Source organism: uncultured Actinomyces sp. (genome assembly GCF_963526355.1).
Lineage (GTDB): Bacteria > Actinomycetota > Actinomycetes > Actinomycetales > Actinomycetaceae > Actinomyces.
Map to the genome: position 1 here is coordinate 1 of NZ_CAUROW010000145.1, position 3715 is coordinate 3715.

The window sequence follows — 3715 nt, forward strand, 5'->3', positions numbered from 1 at the left end:
GGTGCTCGCCCTCCTGGGCGACCTCCCGCCAGGCGCCAGTGCGACTCCGTCCTTCGTGCGGGCGGCCTTGACCTGGCAGAGTCCCCGGCGCACCATCCCCGGCGGGGCGATCTCCGCGGTCCTGGCCGAGGCCGAGACCCTCGGGATCACCGGCGGCGGCGCGCTCACCGAGGCCGGCAGGATCCTCGCCCGACGGGCGGCGGCGAGCCTCGACGAGCAGGACGCGGGACTCGGCGGCAGCCTCGGTGGCACCAACCGCGCCGAGGAGACGGGCGGCGACGCGCACGCCGAGCCGCTCTCGGATGACGAGACCCTGGCAGCGCTGGAGGCGGCGCTCGCCACGGACCTGCCGGCCGCCGTCGACATGATCCTCGTCCAGTCCGACCTCACCGCCATCGTCCCGGGCCGGCCCGCCCCAGAGCTGGCCGCGCTGCTGGAGCGCACGAGCGTCGTCGAATCGCGCGGTGGGGCGCTCACGGTACGGTTCACGCCTGAGTCGGTGCGCGGCGCGCTCGACGTCGGCTACCGGGCCGAGGAGATCACCCAGGCGATCAGCCGCTACAGTCCCGCCCCCCTGCCGGACTCGTTGAGCGTGCTCATCCAGGACGCGGCCCGCCGTCACGGGGCGGTGCGGGTGCGGGCCGTGTCCGCGCTGCTGCGGGTCGGCGACGAGGCGACGGCCGCCGGACTCCTGGCCGAGCCTCGCCTGCAGGACCTCGGCCTGGACGAGGTGGCGCCTGGGATCCTCGTGGCCACGGCGAGTGCCGGGCAGGTACTGCGCGAGCTGCGCGACACCGGGCTGGCGCCGGTGACCGAGGACGCGAGCGGTCACCTGGTGGTCGGGCCGGCCACCGCGCAGCAGGCGCACCGGGCCCCTGAGCCCTCACTGCCCGGCAGTGAGCACTCAGTGCGACGGCGTCGGCCCGGAAGGCGCGAGCTGGCGTCCCTGGTGGGCAGACTCCGCGTGGGGCAGGAGGCGCTGCAGGCCACCGGAGAGACGGCTGTGGCCACCGACCCGGTGCACGCCCTGGCGGTTCTGCGTCAGGCGCAGTCCTCGCGCTCGCGGCTGCGGCTGACCCTGGCCGGTCCCGACGGCGCCGTGCAGGAACGGCAGGTGAGAGTCATGGCCGTGGAGTCCGGACGGGTGCGCCTGCGCGACGTCGTGCGCGAGACCGAGCTGACCGTTGCCGTCCACCGCATCGTCTCGGTCGAGACGAACTGACGGTTCTCTCACTCACCGACGTTTTCTTCAAAAATGACGCGTATCCGTGTCGATTGTGAAGATTCTGTCGAAGTGCGGGAGGCTGAGTCGATGTGCCCAGGCCAACCCGTGCGGGCCGGGGCAGTTTCAGGAGCCTCCCCTACACTGGCCGAGTGACCGACACGATCGACTCTCACACCGGTGCCTCAGGCGAGCCTTCGACCTGGCCAGACCCAGCCTCAGGCTCCACGGCGCGCACTGCCGCGGCGACCCTGGAGCGCTCGACATCGGGTCCGGCCTCGCCTTCTCCGGCCCTGGTCCCAGTGCCGCGCGCCGGAGCCCTGCCGACCCCCGGTGAGCAGGCCCAGGCCGCCAAGGACAAGACCCTCACCTGCCCGGCGGCCGTCGAGCTCGCCCGCCACGCGCTGGAGGAGGTCACCGACCCCATCACCGTCGGCGAGTACCTGGCCGCCGTGCCCAACGCCGACCGCCTCGTCACCCACCTGTTCGACTGCACCCTGAGCGGCTATCGCGGCTGGCGCTGGGCGGTCACCCTCAGCCGCGTCCCACGCAGCCGCACCGCCACCGTCTGTGAGATGGAGCTCCTCCCCGGAGAGGAGGCCCTCCTCGCCCCCGCCTGGGTCCCATGGGCCGAGCGCCTCGAACCCGGCGACATCACCCGCTCCGACCGCCTCCCCCGCAAGGAGACCGACGAGCGCCTCGAACCCGGTTGGGAGGCCACCGGTGAGGACGCCGACGCCGTCGCCCTGGATCAGCTCGATCTGGGCCGCCCCCGGGTCCTGAGCGCCCAGGGCGTGTCCAGCGCCGCCAAGCGCTGGTACGGCGGCGACCACGGCCCCGACGCCGAGGGCGTCCGCAAGGCCCACGCCACCTGCTCCACCTGCGGTTTCTTCGTGCCCATGGCCGGCGCCCTGCGCGCCATCTTCGGCGTGTGCGCCAACGAGTGGGCCGCCGACGACGGCAGCGTCGTCTCCCTGGATCACGGCTGCGGCGCCCACTCCGAGACCGACCTGCCCGACCAGGGCCCGGAGTGGCCTATCAACCCCTCGCGGGTCGACGACCACCTCATGGTGCCGCTGAGCACTAACGGGCTCGACCTGCGCGAGGGCCGCAGCATCGCCGAGCTCGCCGCCCAGCAGTCGGATGACGGCGTCGACAGCGGCGGCGAGCCCGACGGGGCCCCCGATGAGAATGCGGCCGATGCGCCCGGTCCGGGCGCCGGCGCGGAGCCGTCGTTCCAGGATGTCGATGCCTCCGCCGACGTCGCGACGGCCACGGCCGACTTCGACGGCGCTGTTGACGACGTTGCTCGCGCCGACGGCAAGGGCGGCGCCGAGCGTGCGGATGTCACCGAGCCCGCTGCCGAGGAGCGGTCGGCGGAGGCTCCCGGGAAGAAGACCGGTAAGACGGCGAGGAAGCCCGCCGCGAAGCGCTCCCGCCGTACGGCCGCCCCGGCCAAGCGTCGTCGTACGTCCGACTCGACGGAGGAAACCGCTGAGGACCGCCGTAGCCGCCTGCTGGAGCTCGACCTCGAAGAACTTGGGCAGACGACTGCCGCTGCTGCGTCGGCCGCATCGGCCTCCGATGCCGCCGAGGTCCTCATGGCAGCCGTGGACCCGGCGCGGACCTCTGCCAGCATTGGATCTGGTGACTCACCCAGTGAGCGGGCCGCATCCGCCCGCGCCGCCGTGGCCGGCCTGTCCCTCGCGCTTGGGATCGATGCACTTGCTGGGGGAACGGACGAAGAATCGGCTACGAGGCCCTCGGTCCCAGTGCCAAGCGCCCGAGGCGCCGACGACCGCGCGGACGCGACGTCCCAGGAGGACGCGTCCAGCGCGGAGCCCGAGGAGGCGGAGGAGGCGGAGCCCCAGCACGCGCCGCGGACCCTCGCCGACCTCGAGGCCGTCCTGCCCGACCGCTCCTGACACCTCCTCGGCTGCGCTCCGCCATCATGCCTCAGCGAGGCGCTTGGCGGTCCCCAGCACCTCATCGAGCATCGCCTCGGTGAGCCGCCCGGTGAACGTGTTCTGCTGACTGGGGTGGTAGCTGCCGAGCAGCGTCACCGGCCTGCCGTCGGGCCTGGTCAGCTCCGCCGTCGCCCCGTGGCCGAAGCGCGGCTGAGGGCGGGGGAGGGTCCACCCCGCCTCGCGGGTGACTCGCAGTGCCGCGCCCCATCCGATCCCGCCCAGCGCCAGCAGCACCTTGACCTCGGGCATGAGGGCGATCTCGCGGGCGAGCCACGGTGCGCAGGTGGTGCGCTCGACGGTCGTCGGCTTGTTGGCGGGCGGGGCGCAACGCACGGCGGCGCCCATGCGCGCACCGATGAGTCGCTGCCCGTCACCGGCCGCCGTTGAGGCGGGTGATGTCGCCAGGCCCGCCCGGTGGAAGGCCGCCCACAGCCAGTTCCCGGAGCGGTCCCCCGTGAACATGCGGCCGGTGCGGTTCGCCCCGTTGGCCGCCGGCGCCAGCCCGACGACGTAGATGCGGGCATCC

Annotated in this window: 3 protein-coding genes; 2 read left to right on the forward strand and 1 reads right to left on the reverse strand. The window is 73.6% G+C overall.

Annotated elements, in window-relative coordinates:
- Both RWR81_RS12845 and RWR81_RS12850 read left to right on the forward strand, forming a co-directional pair.
- Positions 1-1222, forward strand: a 1222-nt coding sequence (locus RWR81_RS12845; RefSeq protein ID WP_314458112.1) for a helicase-associated domain-containing protein, incomplete at its 5' end; no start/stop codon positions are given.
- Positions 1223-1374: 152 nt separating this feature from the next.
- Positions 1375-3147 carry a DUF3027 domain-containing protein gene (locus RWR81_RS12850; RefSeq protein WP_314458113.1) on the forward strand — a complete coding sequence of 591 codons (1773 nt, stop codon included), beginning with the start codon at positions 1375-1377 and terminating at the stop codon, positions 3145-3147.
- Between the two features lie 24 nt (positions 3148-3171).
- On the opposite strand, the gene RWR81_RS12855 is transcribed toward RWR81_RS12850, so the two are convergent.
- Positions 3172-3715 (reverse strand): uracil-DNA glycosylase (locus RWR81_RS12855; protein WP_314458114.1); only part of this gene is annotated, 544 nt, incomplete at its 5' end.